This is a genomic window from Phycisphaeraceae bacterium, assembly GCA_019636555.1.
Classification (GTDB): Bacteria; Planctomycetota; Phycisphaerae; order Phycisphaerales; family UBA1924; genus JAFEBO01.
The window spans coordinates 2044519-2062283 of record JAHBXH010000001.1; the positions used below are offsets into that span (position 1 = coordinate 2044519).

At 61.0% G+C, this 17765-nt stretch carries 10 protein-coding genes and 1 tRNA gene; 6 read left to right on the plus strand and 5 right to left on the minus strand.

Translation table 11 applies throughout. The annotated features are described in order from the left end of the window. The first annotated feature begins 123 nt into the window (after positions 1-123). Both KF691_08515 and hutI read left to right on the plus strand, forming a co-directional pair. On the plus strand, positions 124-921 hold the full coding sequence (locus KF691_08515; GenBank protein MBX3389483.1) for an arginase family protein: 798 nt from the start codon (positions 124-126) through the stop codon (positions 919-921). Positions 922-1054: 133 nt separating this feature from the next. Further along, positions 1055-2299: an imidazolonepropionase gene (gene hutI / locus KF691_08520; protein MBX3389484.1), complete on the plus strand. Its 1245-nt coding sequence runs from the start codon at positions 1055-1057 to the stop codon at positions 2297-2299. A gap of 631 nt (positions 2300-2930) precedes the next feature. Here hutI and KF691_08525 read toward each other — a convergent pair. Beyond that, positions 2931-6857 carry a hypothetical protein gene (locus KF691_08525; protein ID MBX3389485.1) on the minus strand — a complete coding sequence of 1309 codons (3927 nt, stop codon included), beginning with the start codon at positions 6855-6857 and terminating at the stop codon, positions 2931-2933. 149 nt (positions 6858-7006) lie between these two features. Then, complete coding sequence (gene map / locus KF691_08530) at positions 7007-7837, minus strand: type I methionyl aminopeptidase (GenBank protein MBX3389486.1); 831 nt, start codon at positions 7835-7837, stop codon at positions 7007-7009. Positions 7838-7885: 48 nt separating this feature from the next. Here map and trpA point away from each other — a divergent pair, with 48 nt between their 5' ends. The 3 genes from trpA to KF691_08545 all read left to right on the plus strand — a co-directional run bounded on the left by trpA (position 7886) and on the right by KF691_08545 (position 11241). Next, positions 7886-8692 (plus strand): tryptophan synthase subunit alpha, encoded by an 807-nt coding sequence (gene trpA / locus KF691_08535; GenBank protein MBX3389487.1) that lies wholly within the window; start codon positions 7886-7888, stop codon positions 8690-8692. A 193-nt stretch (positions 8693-8885) separates the two neighbouring features. Continuing rightward, positions 8886-11087, plus strand: a complete 2202-nt coding sequence (locus KF691_08540; GenBank protein ID MBX3389488.1) for a glutamine synthetase III — start codon at positions 8886-8888, stop codon at positions 11085-11087. A gap of 81 nt (positions 11088-11168) precedes the next feature. Next, positions 11169-11241, plus strand: a tRNA-Ile gene (locus KF691_08545). A 510-nt stretch (positions 11242-11751) separates the two neighbouring features. On the opposite strand, the gene KF691_08550 is transcribed toward KF691_08545, so the two are convergent. Then, the gene (locus tag KF691_08550; protein MBX3389489.1) at positions 11752-12438 is read right to left on the minus strand and encodes a hypothetical protein; all 687 of its coding nucleotides are present in this window, start codon (positions 12436-12438) and stop codon (positions 11752-11754) included. Between the two features lie 6 nt (positions 12439-12444). Beyond that, on the minus strand, positions 12445-13656 hold the full coding sequence (locus KF691_08555; GenBank protein MBX3389490.1) for a hypothetical protein: 1212 nt from the start codon (positions 13654-13656) through the stop codon (positions 12445-12447). Between KF691_08555 and KF691_08560 the strand changes: the two genes are divergently transcribed. Continuing rightward, positions 13651-14193 carry a hypothetical protein gene (locus KF691_08560; protein MBX3389491.1) on the plus strand — a complete coding sequence of 181 codons (543 nt, stop codon included), beginning with the start codon at positions 13651-13653 and terminating at the stop codon, positions 14191-14193. The genes KF691_08555 and KF691_08560 overlap by 6 nt on opposite strands. A gap of 270 nt (positions 14194-14463) precedes the next feature. Here KF691_08560 and KF691_08565 read toward each other — a convergent pair whose 3' ends face one another. After that, positions 14464-17631: a hypothetical protein gene (locus tag KF691_08565; protein ID MBX3389492.1), complete on the minus strand. Its 3168-nt coding sequence runs from the start codon at positions 17629-17631 to the stop codon at positions 14464-14466. Between the last annotated feature and the right edge of the window lie 134 nt (positions 17632-17765).

Genomic DNA, 17765 nt, shown 5'->3' on the forward strand with positions numbered 1-17765 from the left:
AGTCCTTCCCTCAACCTCCCCCACTGCACTCCGGCGAGATATCCGGCGGGCATCGCGCCGGGGCGTTTCGCTTCGACGATCCGGACGGACTCACACGACGGCTGTTCAATCGCAATCTTGGGAATGCCCGATGATCTCGGGGTACATCTGAACAACGGACGCCCCGGTGCACGCGAAGGGCCGCACGCGATCCGTGATGCTCTCAGCCGATACGGAGTTGCGTCGCAGTTTCTGTGCGAGTTACCGGCAGTCTTTGATGCCGGGGATGTTGTACCCGCGGAAGGACAAGATGCTCAGGCTCTTGCCCGAACGCACGATCGTGTCAGCGAAGCGACGGAAGCACTCGCCCGCCGCGGCATGCTCGTCATCGGATTCGGAGGCGGGCACGATCTGACCTATGCGCTGGTAAGAGGCGTCGCCCGCGCACGCGGTTCACTCATGCCCGGAATCTATTTCGATGCGCATCTCGATGTGCGCGACACTCCGGGCAGCGGGATGTCGTTCCGCCGGTTGCTCGATGAAAACATCGCATCGAACCTGCGAATCGTCGGATTCAATCCGCTCGTGAACCAGCGTGAGCACGCCGAATGGTTTATCAAACATCGCGGCGTCATCGCACCGGCCGGTTCCGATCCGCTCGGAGGCATCGACACGAACGGCGGGTTTGTGAGCGTCGATCTCGATTGCGTCGATATGGGGGCGGCGCCCGGGGTCAGCGCGCCGAATCCGGCGGGGCTCGGACCACGCGAACTCGCGGACGCGATGGAGCGGCTGGGTCAGCACTACAACCTTCGCTGTCTTGATTTCATGGAACTCTGTCCACCGCACGACGAAGGCGGGCGCACCGCCCGGCTCGCTGCACATTTGCTGCTCTCGTTTCTGCGGGGCATCGGGCTTCGTACCGCTTCCGTCAAGCAGTGAGGCCGAGTTCCTGATAAGCTTTGCAAGGGCCCGCGTCTGCACAGGACGTCGGGCGGATTGGGCCGGGGGCCGAATTCACGCTGCTTTGAGCACTCGAATGAGCCTTCTGATTCGCCGTTGCCGACTTTTGTCGATGGAAGCCCCGCCGGGCTACGTGGGGGTGCGCACCGGCGAGGCAATGCGCGGGCTGAAAATGCGGGAAAACGTTGACGTGCTCATTCGCGCCGGGCGCATCGAGGCAGTCGGCGACGGGATCACCGTTCCGCCCGGCGGGCAGGTCATCGATGCACGCGGCGACGTCCTGATGCCGGGGTTCGTGGATTGCCACACCCACCTTTGCTGGGCCGGAAACAGGATCGACGAGTGGACGCGACGGCTGGCCGGCGAAAGCTACTTGCAGATTCTCAAGGACGGCGGCGGCATCATGAGCACCGTTCGAGCCGTTCGCGAAACACCGCTCGTTCGGCTCACGGAGTTGCTTCGGCAGCGCCTGGATGCATCGCTGCGCCAAGGCATCACAACGATCGAAATCAAGTCCGGTTACGGCTTGAACACCGAAACCGAGATCAAGATGCTTCGCGCTATCAGGGATGCCGCGCTGACCTGGCCGGGCACTGTGGTGCTCACCGCTTTGATCGGACACGCGATCGATACAACCGTCGGTGAAAAGACGTTTGTCGAGAAAACCATCAACGAGACGCTCCCGACTGTTCACGCGGAATTCCCCGGCATCGCAATCGATTTGTTCTGCGAAGAAGGCGCGTGGACGCTTTCGGATTCGCTCCGGCTGCTGAATGCCGCCAAGGAGCTGGGGCATCCGCTGCGAGTGCATGCCGATCAGTTCACGAGCCGCGGCATGGTAACCGAAGCCGTCAAGCTCGGCGTTTTGAGCGTTGATCATTTGGAGCAGACGACGAGCGCGGAACTCGAGGTACTATCGAAGAGTCAAACATTCGCCGTTGGTCTCCCGATCACGGCGATCAACCTCGGCAACTCATCCACTTGCAAGGCGTTCACCGGCATGTCGCCGGGGATCAAGTTCGCGAACCTGCGCGAGCTGGTGGATCGAGGCGGCCGGGTCTGCGTCGCGACCAACGCCAATCCCGGTTCATCTCCTTCGATCTCGATTCCGCTTGCCGCAGCGCTCGCGGTCCGGTTCTGCGGGCTGACCGTTGACGAGGCTCTGACGGCGATCACCGTGAATCCCGCCATGATGCTCGGATTCAAGGATCGCGGCGTCGTTTCATCCGGCAAGCGGGCGGATCTTGTCCTGCTCCGGTTCGAAGACTACCGGGAGCTCGCGTACGAACTCGGCGGTGATCCTGTACGGGCCGTGATCGTCGGCGGGCACGTTGCGCGCTACTACTCCGGAAACTGAATCGACGCCGATCGCTCGGGACCGAAGCACAACGATCGGATCCGGAGATGCGAGCGTCGCCAGCCACGCCGCGCCGCATTCCGAGCAGACAATCGGGCGGTGCGGATCCGAATCTTCCTGATCGAGCACATAGCCGCAGCTAGGACATCGCCCCGCATCCAGCCAGAGGTCGCGAGCACCTCGCTTGCGCTCCTCAATGGCGAGGGAGAGACCAACCGCCGAATTGACGACCAGAATCAGCAGAACCGACGCGATCGGAGACGACAGCACCAGAAACATGGCGAGCGGCCCCGCGGCCCAGAGCCCGAAAAAGTCAAAGGCGAGCAGCCCGAGCATCGACGCGATGTACCATCCGGATCGAGTGCGAAACGCATCCAGCCCGATGCGCCACACCGACGAGAGTGAAGACCGCCATCCATCGGGACGTGAACCTGGTGGCAGGTCGCTCGGGTCGGCGAGAAGCAGCCGAACCGGCCTGCCGAGGGCGTCATTTCCGAGGGCCGAATGCACCGGTCGCCTCCGCATCATCATTCTCCCGATCCCGTCGCGCGGATGCCGGAAAAGAAAACGGCCCTGCAAATCGCAGGGCCGCAAGGCAATTCCTCTGTCAGTTATGAGGCGAAAACCTTGGTTAATCGCACAGAAGGCGGTCGTAGGCGCCCACAAAGATCTGGAAGTCCGCGTCATCGACAAAGCCGTCGAAATTCAGATCGGCGCGGCAGCCGCCGCCGCCAAGACGCGGCATGGCGTTGTCCGAGCAATCCGAAACGTTGTATGCGCTGACGAAGAGCGAGAAATCGGCATCATCAACCATCGCGTCGATCTTCAGATCGGCGTCGCAGGGCCCGCCGAGCGTGATGACGTTGCTGATGTTGTCAACCGTGCCCGCGATCGAGGAGTAACGGGCGTACACCCTGATGCCGCCAGTGTTCAAGCGGCTGCCGGCGTTCACGATCAGGGTCTCGACATACACCGCTTCGCGCGAAGACTGACCCGCCGCATCGTTGTCGAACAGGTCGACGAGATTGAGCACGGTAGCCTTCGGTCCGACTTCGAGAATGCCAATCGGGAAGCTCGAGTCGATGTCCGCATGGAGCACGGCACCGGCTGGGCCGTAATCGTGGCTCATTGCCTCGAAGGTCGAAGCGCCCTGCCCGCTGTTGCTCATGCGGATGCCGCCGGCCAGCATGTTGAAGGGGTGCGAGTCGAGAGCCGTCGCCTGGAACGACCGACCGATCTCGATCGAACCACCTGAGATCGCCAAGCCCGCGCCCTCATTGAACATCATGTCAGATTCGATCTGGAGGGCAACCGGAAGCCCCACGCAGGTCGGGCAACCGCTGAACGAGCCGGTGATCGTTCCGTTGTTCACGACGCTGCCATACAAAGCAGTTGCACCACCCGTGAGATCGATGGTTGCGCCCGAGTTGTTGATGATCGAGCCGTAAATGCTCGACGCGCCGGCGGTGATGATCTTGCCGGAGTTGTTCAGAGGCCCCATCAAGGTGCCGCCGAACACCCAGCGCCCGCCGCCGGTGACCACATTGGCCGGCGAAGAAACCGTGACGCCGGCCATGTTTGTGTTCGTCTCAATCGACATCGTTCCACCCGAAGTGATGGATGTGCTCTTCAGATTGACGATGCCGTCGAAGGTCATCGGACCGGCGGAGGTCAGCCTGCCGCCGAACAGGTCGGTGAGGCTGCCGCGGAACAGGATCGTTCCGTTTGTGCTGAGGCCAGACTTGGTGCTCTGCAGCGTCGTCTTGCCGTCGAATGTCGCGCTGGTCGCCGACATCGACACCTCATGTTCGCCGATGTTCCAGCTTCCGAACCCGCCCTGATAGATATTCGAAGCGACCAGATCGCTGCGACCCGAATCGTTCGACGTGCGGAGCGTTCCGTACACACTCATGGGATAACCAGAAGCCGTTGTGAGAACGGCTCCGTTCGCCATAGAAATGAGTGTCGTCGCGGGAGTCTGGATTGTGCTGCGGCTCTTCGCCGTGACGGCCTTCCCACCGAAGTTCACGCTCGGCGATTGAGAAAACGCCCCCGCCGCCGCGATGATTGTTTGATCCGCCGTGGCTGCTTCGAGAGCACTGGCCAAATCGGTCGCCGTGTTCTGTGCGGTGAGATTCACAACGCTGGTGAGTGCGCTGTCCGTGACATCGGTGAATTCGGTCGCGCGGCCGGTGATGCCGGTTCCGGTAAAGCTGCCGCCGACGATCGTGCCGCCGGAAATCCCGACGCTATAGCCCACGCCGTCGCCCGCCGCGGTCACGGTCGAGATCGGGTTCACGCGGTACTGCGTGACGTAGGGGCCGGTTGCGAGCCCGGTCGACGATGTGAACAGGTACGCGGAGCCTGCGCCGTTCACGGCGCCTCGCCGATCGGTGACCGTCGCCACCGCAATCTGCCTATTTGACGCCGAAACGCTCACGCCGAATCCATCGGTCGTATTGCCGTCCGGCGCGGTCAGCTTGGAAACCTGCGTCCAGGTGTTGTTGCTCTGCTTGGCATAGACGTAGGCCGCGGGCTTGCCCTGGGCGCCCACAACCACAATTTCACCATCTGTCGCAACCGAAACGCCAAACAGCGCGCCGGCGCTCGGATCATTCGGGCTGAGCTTTGCAACCTGCTTGAAGGTGCCCACATCGTCCTTCGCGAAAATGTACGCGGAACCAACAGAAGACTTGTTGTGCGCGCCGACGACGATCAGATTGCCGCTGATTGCGGATGCGTAGCCGAACAGGTCGTTCGAGGCCTTATCGGAAGCTTCGAGGCGAGCGATTTGCTGCCAGACACCGTTGGCGTTGCGTTCAAACACATATGCGGAGCCGTGATTGATGAACAACCCGGTGTCATCCGCGTAAGCGCCCACCACGGCGTAGTCGCCGCTGATGCCGACACTCGTGCCGAAATAGTCGGTGGCCGAGCCGTCGGAGGCCCGAATGGTCCCGCCGGTCTGGGTCCAGGTGGCGCCCGAGCGATTGAAGAAATACACGGCGCCCTGGTCGATCGCGCCGCCGTTGTCAACCGACGGAGCGCCCACGAGCGCGGTCGAGCCGCTGATGCTGACGCTCCGGCCGAAATTGTCGTTCGTCGTTCCGCCGGTCGCGGTGATCATCTGCTGGAATGTCCAGTTGGTTCCACCGCGCGTGAAGATGGAGGCCGAGCCCTGTCCGACCGCGGTGACCGTGTCGGTGTAAGCGCCGATGATGGCGTAGTTCCCATCGATCGCCGCGGCAAATCCGAACGAATCGCCGGCGACCATGGCGGTCGAAGACGCGTAGTTCGGACCATTGAGCCACTTGTTGTTCTCACGCGAGAAAACCCAAGCCGAACCGGCATCGGTCAAGCCGGAGAAGTCGTCGGCTTGAGCGCCGATGGCGGCGATGTTGCCGTCCATAGAGACGGAGAACCCGAAGAAATCACCGACAGCGGCATCGGGAGCGAGAATCAACGCTTCCTGTGACCAGGCACCGTCCTGGAAGCGGAATGAGTACGCCGCGCCCGTGTTGGTGGACCGACCCTGCGAGCCGACGAGAAGCGTGTTCCCGCTCAGGATGATGGAACTACCAAAGCTGTCGCCAGTCGCCAGCCCGGATGGGACAACCAGAACTCCGCTCGAAGAGGCGCCCCAAGTTCCGGAAGTACGCCTGTAGATGTATGCCCCGCCACCTGTGGCAACCGTCTTCGAAGAATTGATCGCACCGGCCGCCAGCACATCGCCCTTGACCGATACGGAAGAGCCGAACTTGCCGGCTGTGTCGGTGCCGGCGTCCGGGCTCGCCAAAACCGTTGTATTGGTCCAAGTGGCAATCTGGCGTGAATACAGGGCGACCGCGCCGGCATTCGAAGTCTTGCTGGGCGCACCGACCGCGACCGTGTCGCCATTGATCGAAAGCGCGCCGTTCTCTCCGGCTTTGTCCCCGTTTGCGGCGCCGGTCATCGCGGGAAGAATCGCCTGCTGAGACCAGACGTTGCCGCTGCGCACGAACGCATAAACCGAACCGCGATCCGTGCCGCCCGCGTCCGCACCGGACGCCGCCACCACGATCGTGTCGCCATCAATCGCGACCGCGTCACCGAAATTGTCGTTCGCCGCCGCGTTGCTTGCCGTCAGCTTCTGTTGGAACGTCCACAAGCCCGCGATACGTACATACACATACGCGGCGCCCGCGTCGCTGGCGGCGGTGTCGTCGAGTCTGGCGCCCACCACAAGGGTCTCGCCCGAGATTGCAACCGACCGCCCGAAGTCGGTTTGTGTCCCCGAGATCGCACTCGGACCGGCGATCTTCTGTTCCTGCGACCACGCCGTCCCCGTCCACCGGAAGAGATAGACCGATCCGTCGTTATTTGATATCGCACCGCCGGAAGCGAGCGGCGCCCCGATCGCGAGCATGTCGCCGCTGATCGACGCGCTCGTACCAAAGTATCTGTTTGCCGCGGCGTCCGATGCTTTTAGCTGCACCGGCGTCGCGGTTTGCGCAAGCGTGACGGTTTGCGCGCTCAACAGCGCGACCGAGAGAGCGATAGCCTTTGAAATTGTCCGCATGAAATCATCTCCGTAACACAGCCCTTTTCCGGGCGGTCTTGAGTCATACCAGCACACGTCAGAGCAACTGTCAAGTCTTTCCCACACGAATTCCTCATTCGGCATTCGATCGGCATTTTCTGCACGAAAGAGTTATATAGCCAGGCGCGTCACGCGGGCAGCTCATCCGGCAGATCATCCAATCCCTCGGTCAGCACGCGCGGACCGCTCTCGGTGATAAGAACATCGTGCTCATGATGACTCGCGAGAGATCCATCCGCCGTGTAGACAGGCCAGTCGTGCCCATTCGACGAGCGCTGCTGACCGGTTCCCACGCCAATCATCGGTTCCAGCGCCAGAAGCATCCCCGGAGAACATGGTCGCGACCCGTCCGGCCATTCGCTTGCAAAGGTCGGGGTCGAGTTCGAAACAAACGGTTCGGTGTGCAGCCTTCTCCCATACCCATGCCCTCCAAGACCCCGGATCAGTCGAAATCCGTATTTCGACTCCACGCAGTGTTCGACCGCCTTTGCCCATAGCAACAGCGGCTCTCCTATCCGAAAAGCCTGAATGCCCGCAGAGAGCGATTCTTTGCCCGCGTCCATGAGTCGACGCACCTCGCTCGACGCCGGGCCGATCGAATACGTCCAAGCAGCATCGCCGATCCAGCCGCGATAGGTCACGCCGATGTCGATCTTGATCAGGTCGCCGGGCGCGAGCGGTCGGTCCAGCGAACCTGCGGTTCCGTGAACGATGCAATCGTTTACGCTGAGGCATGCGTGCGAAGGAAACTTCGGGCCGCGCAGCGACTGGCGATAGCCAAGAAAGCACGACTCGGTCCCCATCGACTCGAGAGTCGTCGCGACGAATCGATCGATCTGCGCAAGCGTTTTTCCGGGGCGAACAAACCCGACCAGCGCGCGATGCATGTCCACGACTTTTTGTGCCGCCGCGTAGGCGCCGTCTACATCCGCCGGTGTCAGTTTGCCTGTTCGGCTCACCCGCCAGTGTAGCGCGATTCGCATGCGGCGCCGGTATAGTGGCCCCGCATGGGCTGCATCGATTCCATTTTTTCCGAACTCAAAGCGAGCAACAGGAAGGCGCTGATGCCTTTTGTGTGCGCAGGCTACCCCGGCCTTCACTCGATGCCCGACATTCTGCTCGCGCTTCAGGATGCGGGCGCGTCCGTCGTTGAAGTCGGAATCCCATTCTCGGATCCGATCGCCGACGGCCCCGTCATCGCCGCGGCGATGCACCGCGCGATCCAATCCGGCTGCACGCCGGGCCTCGTGCTCGATCAGGTTGCTTCCGTGCGTGAGCGCATCCGTCTGGGTCTGGTGGCGATGGTCAGCATCTCCATTATGCAGCGCCTCGGCGCAAACTCCGGCATCGCTTCCGCCGTCGCGAGGTTCCGCGATGCCGGCTTCGACGGATTCATCTTTCCCGATCTTCCGCTCGAAGAGTCCGAAGCGTGGCGCTCCGCCGCGGGGGAAGCCGGTCTCTCGTGCACATTCCTCATCGCGCCAACAACTCCGCTCGATCGCGCCGCGGCAATCGCGAAGGCCTCGACCGGTTTTCTCTATGTCCTCGCCCGATCCGGAATAACCGGTGAGCGTTCGGAGTTGCCCGAGATCTCCGGTCGCGTCTCCGAATTGCGCGGCATCACCGATCTGCCGATTGCGGTGGGTTTCGGCATCTCCTCCCCCGATCAGGTCCGCCACGTGGTTCAGAGCGCCGACGCCGCGATCGTCGGAAGTGCATTGATTCGGCGGCTGTCCGAAGTCGGCAATGACGGTTCCCCGGCCCAAGTCGCGGGCGATTTCTGCCGACAACTCTGCGCCGGCTTGGGCACGTAACCGCTTCCCGTTGGACGCTCGTGTGCCAATAATTCCGCCCGTACGCACACTTGGGCACGCAATGAGCGTGTTCGGCCGCCAAAGCCCGTCCGCCGGTTTGTTCCGGTTGTATGGGTGGTGACGGTATGAGTTTGTTTTCACTGTGCCGCGGGACCGGCACCGTTCTCAAGATCAACCCCAGCAGAGATCACCCATGACCAATCGAACGGACGCGATTCTCGAAATCAGCCATCACCATTCCAACAGCCATCGACCGGAGGCCCTCCGAATGAACACCGGCGACGCCGTGACCCACACCTTCGGCGCCGATGTTTTCAACGAACGCGTCATGCGTCAGCGTCTCCCCAAGGAAGTCTTCAAGCAGCTCCAGCGCACGATCAAGCATGCCGAGCCCCTCGATCACGAGCTCGCCGACAGCGTTGCCGCCGCTATGAAGGATTGGGCCATCGAGCACGGCGCGACGCACTACACCCACTGGTTCCAGCCGCTCACAGGCACGACTGCGGAAAAGCACGACGCCTTCCTCGTCCCCGACGGCACGGGCGGCGCGCTCAGCGAATTCAGCGGCAGCGCCCTCGTCCAGGGCGAGCCCGACGCATCGAGCTTCCCCTCCGGCGGCCTGCGCGCCACCTTTGAAGCCCGCGGCTACACCGCGTGGGATCCGACCAGCCCCGTTTTCCTCAATCGCGCGGGTGGCGGGGTCACGCTCTGCATCCCCACCGCGTTCGTTTCGTGGACCGGCGTCGCGCTCGATCACAAGACACCGCTCCTCCGCTCGATGGACGCGCTCTCCGAGCAGGCGATGCGCATCCTCAAGATCTTCGGCACCGATAAGGACGTGACCCGCGTCATGTGCACGGCTGGCGCCGAGCAGGAGTACTTCCTGATCGATCAGAGTTATTACTTTGATCGCCCCGATCTGCTCGCGTGCGATCGCACGCTTTTCGGAGCCAAGCCCCCGAAGCATCAGCAACTCGAAGACCACTATTTCGGCTCGATCCCGCAGCGCGTCATCGCCTTCATGGTTGAGACCGAGCGCGAGCTCTACCGCCTCGGCGTGCCGGTCAAGACCCGCCACAACGAGGTCGCCCCCGGACAGTTTGAACTCGCCCCGATCTTCGAGACCGCCAATCTCGCGTGCGATCACCAGATGATCGTCATGGAGACTCTGAAGAAGGTCGCCAACCGCCATCGCCTCCAGTGCATCCTGCACGAGAAGCCCTTCGCCGGCATCAACGGCAGCGGCAAGCACCTCAACTGGTCGATGTCCACCGACACGGGCACCAATCTGCTCGACCCGCGCGACGACACGCACACCAACATGCAGTTCCTGGTCTTCCTCTGCGCCGTCATCCGTGCGGTCGATCTCCACGCCGACCTGCTCCGCGCCAGCGTCGCGAGCGCCAACAACGATCACCGGCTCGGTGCCAATGAAGCTCCGCCCGCGATCATGTCCATCTTCCTCGGCGACATGCTCTCGGACATCATCGATCAGATCGAGAGCGGCTCACCCAAGAGCACGATGAAGGGCGGCAAGCTCGACCTAGGCGCCCGCACGCTTCCGCAGCTCCCCCGCCACACCGGCGACCGCAACCGCACCTCGCCGTTCGCGTTCACCGGCAACAAGTTCGAGTTCCGCGCGGTGGGCAGCAGCCAGTCGGTCGCGTGGCCCGCGACGGTGCTCAACACCATCGTCGCCGAAAGCCTCGACTTCCTCGCGACCCAGCTCGAGAAGGCCGTCGGCTCGAATCCGTCCGCTTCCAAGCTGCAGACCGCCGTCAAGAGCCTGCTCCAGAAGACGGTCAAGCAGCACAAGCGGGTCATCTTCAACGGCGACGGCTACGACCACGCGTGGCACGTCGAGGCGGAAAAGAAGCGCAAGCTCCCCAACCTCCGCAATTCCGTCGATGCCCTGCCCGTTCTCACCTCCAAGAAGAACATCGAGCTCTTCAAGAAGTACGGCGTTCTCAACAAGGTCGAGAGCGAAAGCCGCGAGCACATCTACATCGAGAAGTACAACAAGCAGGTCCAGATCGAGGCCGAGACAGCCTCGATCATGGCCCGCACGCTCGTTCTTCCCGCGGCAATCCGCCAGCAGACCGAGATTGCGGAAGCGGTTGCCGCGACCAAGGCCGCCGGAGGCGATTCCAAGAGCCTCAAAGCCGAGCTCGATGATTTCAGCGAGCTGGTTTCGCAGCTGCGCTCGAAGATCGCCAAGCTCGACAAGGCGATCGATACGCAGGTCGCCGACGAGCACAAGAAAGCCCATCACATGCACGACGATGTGCTCGGCGCCATGGGCGAACTCCGCGCTGTCGTCGATGAACTCGAGTCGCGCGTGAGCCAGGACCTGTGGCCTCTCCCCGGCTATCGCGAGATGCTGTCGATCAAGTGATCCGAGGCCAATTTTGATTGATCGAGGCCCGCGCCGGACGCGGGCCTTTTTCATTGCCGCGCTGATACTCTTCGCTCTGTTGGCCCTGTAGCTCAACGGTTAGAGCAGGCGACTCATAATCGCTTGGTTCCCGGTTCGAATCCGGGCGGGGCCATTCGAAGAAAACGCCTCGAAAATAGGCGTTCTTTCATTGATTCCGGACGCTCGGTCGCTCTCGCATTGTTGGTGCCAGGCGACATCCATGCCACATATCGGGGAAATGCGCGTCCCTGCGCTTCCAAGCGCCCACAGTCGTTCCGAACCAGAAAACAGCGGGAATCGCCCCAACTCGCTCTCAGCCTCGGATGGGGCCGACGCCCACTCGCAGCGCTGGCGGGGCACTGGCGAATTCATAGCTGTCCACGAATCTAGCAGGCTGTTGAAAAACTCCAACCAGTCGCAATTTCGAACCGCCATCTACCCTCGCGACCCGGGTCTGAGGGCCAGAAAGTTGTCTGCAATGCGTCGGCGCAGTAGGCACAATCAGAATTTCAACAGCCTGCTAGCAGGCTGTTGAAAAACTCCAACCAGTCGCAATTTCGAACCGCCATCTACCCTCGCGACCCGGGTCTGAGGGCCAGAAAGTTGTCTGCAATGCGTCGGCGCAGTAGGCACAATCAGAATTTCAACAGCCTGCTAGACCGATCATCCCGTCGGACAAGTTGCTATCGACGCGCGGCAGCATGAAATCGTGAAGCCGATGAAGTTGCAAGCCGTCCAAGTGCTCAGCGCACAACGGGAAAGCGGATTCGTCCAGGAACAAAGTTCCGTCGCGAAACCCCCAACGTGTCGCTATATCCGATTCGACAAAGCGAAGCCATTGCCGTCCGTCAACTTCCATCGGCTTCGCTAACAGCAACGCCGACCGAATTTCATTGGCCAGCGCATGCCAAATGCGTCTATCCGGAACGGCGAGTACCCTGCCGAACGGCGCTGCAGTTCGAAGGCGCTGCGAATAGTAAATCCTGAGTTCGATGTGCGTTTCCGACTGCCATTGGGCGATCTTCGGCCCAATCACTTCCGTGCGCAGTTTCAAATCGGGTTTCATGCTCTCGCCACGGTCCCCGAGCGGCGCATATCCCAACAGTTCCACGGCCACATCGCCCGACGAGATTCGTAGCACGCCGTCCACACTCGCGCCGTCAATCTTCCGCACCAGACCGAGCCGAACAGCCTCTTCGCTTTCGATGAATTCGCAAGGCTCGCCACTTTTCCGAAGGAACTTCGCGAATTCGCTCAGGACGTGGATTTCCAACGGCGCGGCATCCATAGTGCCGCCGTACTCAAGAACGGATGGAGGTTGAATGTTCATCGCCGACTATCTCACGACATGATTCTGCCGGTCCCGAATTGCCTTGATGGACTTCTTGGACATGCCAAAGTAGACGTAGGCGTTGCCCGGCTCAATGCGATAAGGGAATCCGGAGTGAATTGCCGCCACGATGAACGCGCCGTTTGAGCAGTAGTCGCCGTCGCGCTCGGCCAAATGCTTCAGACCGTAACTGGTCTGGTCCCAATTGATCGCCCGTATTTTTTTCACTCCCTTCAACCACTCGCACACGCGGTTGCAGGCTTCCGCGCTACCCAAAAGTTTTGCTTTGCCTTCGGCGAGTTCCGCCTCCTGTACGGACGGCTTTGCCTTGTCGTCATACACGCCGATTCCGTACTCATTGAGTTGGGGGTGTGCATCCATGATCCGTTGGATGTCTGCTTGCGTCATCGTCATCGGAACCTCCCTGTTCACTTTCACTCTGCCGCCCAATAGGTTATGACCACTTGCAGCTTTGGCGGTTTCTCGCCCCCGCGTGCCGCCGCTACCTGCCTTGGATCGGGCGGTAGCGTCGATACCGAAATGATGTCCTTTTCCTTGACTCCGAATTCTTCCGCGCGTTCGTTGAATTCGTCCAAGACCTCCGACACGTTCAATCCGTGAACCTGAAAGCACTTCAGTTTCCGCATAGCGTTCGCCTTTCTGACGGTTGCCCAGGCCGTCCCTCGCGAGACTAGCGCTATGCGCGCGGTTGTCAACCCCGCCGCCCGAGCGCATTTGGTGTAGACTGCTGTACCACCGGGGGTACGAATGGCATTCATTCAGACGCAGCGCTTTTGCAAAGTTTGTGGCAAGCCGACCCTTCACGCACGCAAGCACTTCAGCGGCGGAATGGGTTGTCTGTTGACGATCCTTACCGGCGGGCTGTTCCTTATCGTGTGGGCGTGTCTGTTGCTTGCCGAGTCTTTTAGTCCGTGGCGCTGCCAGACGTGCGGGCAAGGAAAAATGCTTTAGGAATACATCTTGCTCGACGACAACGACAAAGAACTCGCCGCATTGATGGAAGCGTTGATTGGCGAAGTCATTTCCAAGCACGATGCGATTTCGCAACCCGGCAAGGCGAGCAGGGCAACTGGAATGCTGCTCGTGAGAGCCTCGGGCAGTTGGAAGAGCATTCTGCACATTGTCGCAGGCTGCACGTCGAAACGAGAGATGCAACTGTGCGCGAATGATGCCTCGGCAATTCTTCGATGTATGCACGACTGTGCTCTTCAGGCCGAATACATCCGTCTCGGTGACAGTGCCAACGGAAAGACTGCCGACGACTTGGCGGACCTCTATCTCGAGTACGAGCACGTCGAACGCTACAAGCGGGCGACGACTCTCGTGAAACAGAATTCGCAGTGGGCGAAGCAACTGAGCAACTCCCGACTCCGCGCCCCAGGCGAAATCAACAATCAGACCGAGTTTGATCGCGTGAAGGCAAACTATCTGGACAAGAACCAACGCCCACGGGGGCAGTGGTACGTCGGCGACGGGACAACCTTGGCGCGGAAAGTTGGGCGCGAGGAAGAGTATTTCTGGTTTACGTCTATTCTGCACAGTTCGATTCACGGCGGCCCCTTCGCGTCGCGCAACGGTCCTCCGTACCCCGACGCAAAGAACCTCTTGCAAGTTGCAGACGCACTCATCCGGCGCTTGCTGGTAGTCGTAATCAAAGTGGACAATCTCATCTTGTCCGAACAGTCCACCACAATGATGAATGCGACGGTTCGCGACATTCTCAACCCGAATTGAAACGAGCACAGCCAGCGCTTCCCTGTGCCGGCCACGCTCGCGCGTCGTCAATTCACGCCCACGCGAAGACCTTGTTTTCCTCCAAGACCTTCGCGCGCTTCCGCGCAGAGTCGCGCGCCCGCTCATCGGCGTCCTGTCGTTCCCGGTTCGAATCCGGGCGGGGACCCATGCGCACAAATACCCCGCGTGCGGCGCTACCGTGCGCTCGCACAGCATCAATGTCACCACCGCGACGAGTTCAGATCTTCGAAGCCGCAGGAGTTAGGTCGCTCACGGCCGCACAAACTCCGCTGTTCCCTTCGGCTCGGTCAGGCGCATTTCCTTTCCGGCGAGAGTCGGCGAGACGACAATCACTCCCGATGGCGGCAGCGCCGACATCTCGTACTGGATCGTCACCTTGGCGCTCTCCCGCTTCGCCTTGTAGCTCAGCACGCCGTACTCCGTCGGCCAGTTTCCGATCGACACGCCTTCGCCGTCGAGCCATTCCGGCCTGATCCCCGCGCCGATCACCAGCGACTTGTCCGCTGGATCCTCGTACACGAACATCGAGCGCACAGAATTCAGGAAATCGCTCGCGACCCACGTGTGCGGCATATCGCCGATGAACCGCGGGTTCTTCGGATCATGGCAGACCACCTCCGCCCACTGGTTCCACGCCGCGGGGCGCCGATCGGCCATGTAGAAGTCCATCAGTCTCCACGCCTTCTCGGGCCAACCGAGCCGGATCATCGAGCCGACGATGCGCCACTCATACGGCGTGTACTCGTTGTACTTCGCGCTTCCGTCGATGCGACCCATCGCGAAGCCGTAGAACTTGTCGAAGGTGCGTTCGAGTTGGGCGCGGTCGAGCCACGCGCCCGCGCCGCAGGGCCAGAGCGCGATCGTCGTGCTTGTCGCATCGAAATCGCCGAGTTCCACGCACCCGGGGATGTAGTCGATCTTGTGGTGCGCCGTCGCGCGCTTGATCGAATCGATCAGGCAGGTACGAAACTCATCCGCCATGTCCTGGAAATTCGTCGCGTCGTTGCTCTTGCCGAGCACGCGGGCGATATCCGCGGCATCCTGCAAGCCCTTCTCGATGAAGAAATCATCCCAGTAGCTGTGCATGGGCTTGGCGCTATACCCCTCGTGGCTGATCGACTCGGGGACGAGCCCGTACTCCGCGCGCTTCAGCCCGGTCGCGTTCGCGTATTCCGGCGTCATGCGTTGCTTGCGGAGCGAATCGATGTATTCGACGGCTTTGGTCACATGCGCGTAGTTCTTTTCAAGCGTCGCGGTGTCGTGCGTGAACAGGTAGTATTTGTGAAGCAGGTAGAGCAACTGCCCGTGGCTGTCGTTCTCCGGCACGGGATCGGGCCCGCGCTTGTCTACGACGCACGGGACCTTGCCGCTCGGGTACTGAAACGGCGCGTACCAATCGATGAACTCGCGCACACGCTCGGCGTGTCCGGTCGCGAGCAGTGCGCTGCTTGTCAGACACCCGTCGCGGATCCACGATCGCTCGTACGTGCGCGAGCCGGGCTGAATCGCCGGCCCGTCGCGGTTGATGAGGATGTGCGCCTGCGCGGTGCGGAAGGTGTTCTCGAGATCGCGGTCGGCGGGAATTGAAAGTGTGACCTTGTTCAGCTCCGCCCGCCACCAGTCCTCAACCGACTGCTTTTCTTTCTCGAGAGCGGCCATCGCCTGATCAAACGGCAACGAAGCCCACGCGGGCATGTCGGATTCGTCATGAAGGGGAATCAGAACGGCCCATTCCGTCATCGGCTTGGACCAGATTCGTGTTGGTCCAAGGAACGCGCCAGCTGCAAGGCCGCGGTTGTCCTTGACGGATTGCGGGCCGCCGCGGAGACCTTCAATGGTTGGGCTTTCGTCGAATGTCCACGCATGTGATTCCACACTGTCGCCAATCACACGAACAACCTTTCGATCGGCAGGCGTCTCCCTCGAAACAATTCCCATCGGTCCGTGAACCTCAAGTGTGTCGATTCGCGCGAATCCTCCGCTCGTCTTCAAATCTTGCCATGGCGGATTCACCTGCAGTGGACGGATCGCAAGCACGAAATCGTCTTCGCGATCGGCCGGCGTCAACGTGTACTTTGCTGCCAATACGCTTTTCCCGGCCGGCCCGAAAGCGAATGACTCGATATCGAGTTGACGACCGTCAAAAGTCCAAGTGACCTTCGGAATCGGCACGTAGCCGCCTGCCAAGCTTTGTATTGACTGCACATTCGCCCATGTGAAGACTGTTGCCGCCTTGGAATTCTCGATGACAAACGGTTCAAGCGTGAACCGCTCTTTGTCCACTTCAAGCGCACCATCGGAATTGAGCAGCCCTTCTTTGCTGTCGTCTGCAACACCCACCACCGTCCAGTAGGTTTGCTCGGGCTGGAAGTACCGAGGAAACATCCCTTTTTCAAAGTCGCGCGAGATTCGTGCCAAAGTTCCGTTGCGACTCTCCCCAAAGGAAAGCGGCGCAATTTCAAGCGTGTCGAGAATCGCTCCATGCTTTTCCGCACCGGACACGGTGAATCGCAAGAACGCCGCTTCCGCATCGCGTAGCGGCATGTACACACGTCCGGAGCTCGCAATTTCCTGTTTCGCCAGAGACGTGAAGGTTTTTCCGTCCATCGATCCGAACAACTCGATCGTCTTTGCTCCCCGCTCGAGGCGCCCTTTATCAAATCGGACGATAACCCCGCCAAACTCACGTACACCCCCGAGCGACACCGTCATCGACCCCCCGTCTTTTCCCGGGTCCGTCCACCAGACGATCTTCGCCGGCCGATCCATCATCGTTGCTTCGTCGTCGTGAATCACCGTGCCGTCGAACGACACGATTTTCGGGTTCTCGAGCTTCTCCGTTTTCTGCGGAACTGATTCCAACACCAGATCCGACAGTTCCACCGTCCCTTGCCCGCCCGAACTCGCCGCCACCGCAAACTCGATTGCGCCCAGCTCTTCGTTCGGCTTCCCGCCGCTCGGCCCCCACGCGAATGAAAAGTGCCGCCGCTTGTAGCGCTCGTGCTCCCATTGCGTCGGAAACGCGAAGTCGCGGTTGTTCACCCACCAGACATTCTCGCCCGAGTGGTCGAGCAGTTTGACTTCGAAGTTGTTCGTCGGGCCTTCGCCCCGCAAATCGAATGAAAGCCTGTAATCCGCCGGAAGCGCCACGCCCACCTTGCGGCGGATCACCACAAATCCGCTCCCCGCGCGAAAGTCGAACTTCAAACGAATGGCTGGTTTTCCATCCGGCCCTTGCGCACTCTCGAGCGTCGCGACCACTCCATCACTCGGCTGTAAAGTCCAAGCCTTCACATCTTCGCACGCTTCTCGGAAGAGCACGTCCGCCCGCGCCTCAGTCACAAAGCATCCGGCACAAAGCGCCAGCATCACCCCGAACCCAACGCCCATCAGCGACGTCATTCTGGAAGCACTCATGTTCTTCTCCGAAGCCTTCCCGAGGGCGGACGTCCGCAAACTCGTTCTCGCGTCCTCGAACCGGAATCTCACGCGTTTCATAGGCATGAAATCGCTTTCATTATGCCGAAACTCCGGGCCATCGTCAATCGAAC

Excerpts from the sequence above, each read along its gene's own strand:
- KF691_08525 (MBX3389485.1), bottom strand. The coding sequence starts at position 6,857 with ATGCGGACAATTTCAAAGGCTATCGCTCTCTCGGTCGCGCTGTTGAGC.
- KF691_08565 (MBX3389492.1), bottom strand. The coding sequence starts at position 17,631 with ATGAGTGCTTCCAGAATGACGTCGCTGATGGGCGTTGGGTTCGGGGTG.
- KF691_08515 (MBX3389483.1), top strand. The coding sequence starts at position 124 with ATGCCCGATGATCTCGGGGTACATCTGAACAACGGACGCCCCGGTGCA.
- trpA (MBX3389487.1), top strand. The coding sequence starts at position 7,886 with ATGGGCTGCATCGATTCCATTTTTTCCGAACTCAAAGCGAGCAACAGG.
- KF691_08550 (MBX3389489.1), bottom strand. The coding sequence starts at position 12,438 with ATGAACATTCAACCTCCATCCGTTCTTGAGTACGGCGGCACTATGGAT.
- KF691_08560 (MBX3389491.1), top strand. The coding sequence starts at position 13,651 with ATGCACGACTGTGCTCTTCAGGCCGAATACATCCGTCTCGGTGACAGT.
- KF691_08540 (MBX3389488.1), top strand. The coding sequence starts at position 8,886 with ATGACCAATCGAACGGACGCGATTCTCGAAATCAGCCATCACCATTCC.
- hutI (MBX3389484.1), top strand. The coding sequence starts at position 1,055 with ATGGAAGCCCCGCCGGGCTACGTGGGGGTGCGCACCGGCGAGGCAATG.